Genomic DNA, 2,339 nt, shown 5'->3' on the forward strand with positions numbered 1-2,339 from the left:
AAGGGCCCCACCGCCTCGGCGGTGGGGCCCTTTCGCCGTACCGGGCGCCGGCCGGCCCTCGCGTCCGTACCCGGCGGCGGGCCGGGCCCGCGCCGGGCGGAGGGCACCCGCCGGCCCGCCGCGCCCGCATCCCCCGGTGCGGGGCGCGCCGCCGGAGCGCGGCAGCGGCGCGTCCGCGCCCGCACCGGCGGACGCCGGGCGGCCTCAGGCCGCGGCGAGCCCCAGGGAGCGGACCAGCTGGTCGAGTTCGGCGTGAAAGAGCTTGTCGGGTGAGGGCGTCTGGGTGCGCAGGTGGCCGTAGACCTCCAGTGCGACCAGGCCGTGCAGGTGGCCCCAGATCCGCAGGGCCAGGGCCACCCCGTCCGGCGGGAGCGCGGGGAAGGCGGGGCGGACCTTGTCGAGCAGGCCGGGGTCGAAGTCGTCCCAGCCGAAGCCGGCGCCGCCGTGGGCCGCCCCGGCCCCGCTCCAGGCGGCGTCCGCCAGCGCGGCGATGCCCACGCACACCCGCCGGGCGGCATCCGGCGCGGCGCCGCCCTCGGGGGCCCGGTAGCCGGGGACCGGGTCGCCGTAGACCAGCCGGAAGCCCTCGGGGTTGGCCAGCGCCCAGGCGCGGAACGCGTGCGCCCAGGCGCGGATCCGCTGCTGCGGAACATCGCGCCCCGTCCGGGCCCAGGAGGCGTCGACGGCGTCGGCGAGCGCGGTGTAGACCTCCGCGATCAGGGCGGTGACCAGGTCGTCGCGGGTCGCGAAGTAGCCGTAGATGGCGTTGGCGGTCATGCCCATCTCGCGGGCGATCGCCCGCAGGGTGATCGCGTCGGGGCCGCCGGCGCCCATCAGCTCCAGCGCGGTGGACTTGATCTCGGCGCTCGTCTCGGCCCGCAGCCGCTCGCGTCGTCCGGTGCCTCGGGTGCCTGCCACGCGCCCACTCTACAGCGTCACCCCGCTGGTTGCCGTCCAGAAACTGCACGCCGTATAGTTTTTGCACGGCGTGCGGCACGGGAGGCCCCGCGCCGTCCACACGCCGTCCGCCGCACCGCGGGCCACGGCATGAACCACAGGGGAGAACCATGCACATCGGCGTCATCGGAGCCACCGGCACCATCGGCAGCCGGGTCGTCACCGAGGCCCTCGGGCGCGGACACCTCGTCACCGCGTTCAGCCGGGACCCCGCCGCGGCCGCCGACCGCCGCGAGGGGCTCTCCTGGGCCCGCCTCGACGTCCTGGACGCCGCAGGCATCGAGGCCGCCCTGCCCGGCCTCGACGTCCTGATCAGCGCCTTCCAGCCCGGGAACGCCGCAAGGGACCTCGACGACACCCTCCGGCGCTCGATCGCGGACCCGACCGTGTACGCCACCGCCGCCCGGGCCCTGCTCAAGGCCCTGAACAGCCGCCCGCGCACCCGGCTGATCGTCATCGGCGGCGCCGCCAGCCTGGAGACCGAACCGGGCGTCGTACGCGCCGACCACGACGACCTCCTCCACGCCTCACTCGACGAACTGGGCCTGCCCCGCGCCTACGCCGCCGCCGTACGCGGCCACCACGAGGCGCTGAAGGCCCTACGCGCCTCCAACCGGCTCTGGACCTACTTCAGCCCCGCCGAACACATCGCCCCCGGCGAGCGCACCGGCCGCTACCGCACCGGCGGCGACCAACCCGTACGGGACGCCGCAGGCCTGAGCCGGATCTCCGCGGAAGACGCCGCCGCCGCCCTCCTCGACGAAGCCGAACTACCCCGCTTCATCCAACGCCGCTTCACCGCCGGCTACTGACCCCCCACCGCCCCCACCCGGGCCCGCCCCCGCCGGCACCGGGCTCCCGCACGGAAATCCACCGCCCACCGCCCGGGCCCTCGGGCTCTCGGGCTCTCGGGCGAGAACGCGCCCACGGACACCACGGCGGGGCCCGCAAGGCGCCCGACGGCGCCGGCCCGAACCGCACAGGCCCCGCAGGAGAACCACCACGACCACGCCCACCGGGCGCAGCCCCGGCAGATCGCGAACACGCACGGCCAGGACGGCCAGGACGGCGGGGGCGGCGGGCAGGGCGAGGGCGACGGGCAGGGCGAGGGCGACGGGGGCGGCGGGCAGGGCCAGGACGACGAGGACGGCGGGCAGGGCCAGGACGGCGGGGGCGACGGGCAGGGCCAGGACGACGAGGGCGACGGGCAGGGCGAGGACGGCGGGCAGGGCGAGGACGGCAGGGGCGGCGAGGACGGCAGGGGCGGCGGGGGCGGCGGGGGCGGCGGGGGCGGCGGGGGCGGCGGGGGCGGCGGGGGCGGCTGTACCCGGGCGTCGGCGCGGCGCCCAGCCCGCCCCGCTACGAGTCGGTGCACCGGCCGC

General features: G+C 78.0%; 2 protein-coding genes. One reads left to right on the forward strand and one right to left on the reverse strand.

Going from position 1 to position 2,339, the window contains the following annotated elements; genetic code table 11:
- Positions 1 to 204: 204 nt before the first annotated feature.
- A complete protein-coding gene (locus ACIGZJ_RS31725; protein ID WP_396460523.1) occupies positions 205 to 918 on the reverse strand; it encodes a TetR/AcrR family transcriptional regulator in 714 nt (237 codons plus the stop codon).
- Positions 919 to 1,067: 149 nt separating this feature from the next.
- Here ACIGZJ_RS31725 and ACIGZJ_RS31730 point away from each other — a divergent pair, with 149 nt between their 5' ends.
- A complete protein-coding gene (locus ACIGZJ_RS31730; RefSeq protein ID WP_396460524.1) occupies positions 1,068 to 1,769 on the forward strand; it encodes an NAD(P)-dependent oxidoreductase in 702 nt (233 codons plus the stop codon).
- Positions 1,770 to 2,339: the final 570 nt, after the last annotated feature.

This window comes from Kitasatospora sp. NPDC052868 (assembly GCF_044547105.1).
Classification (GTDB): Bacteria; Actinomycetota; Actinomycetes; order Streptomycetales; family Streptomycetaceae; genus Kitasatospora.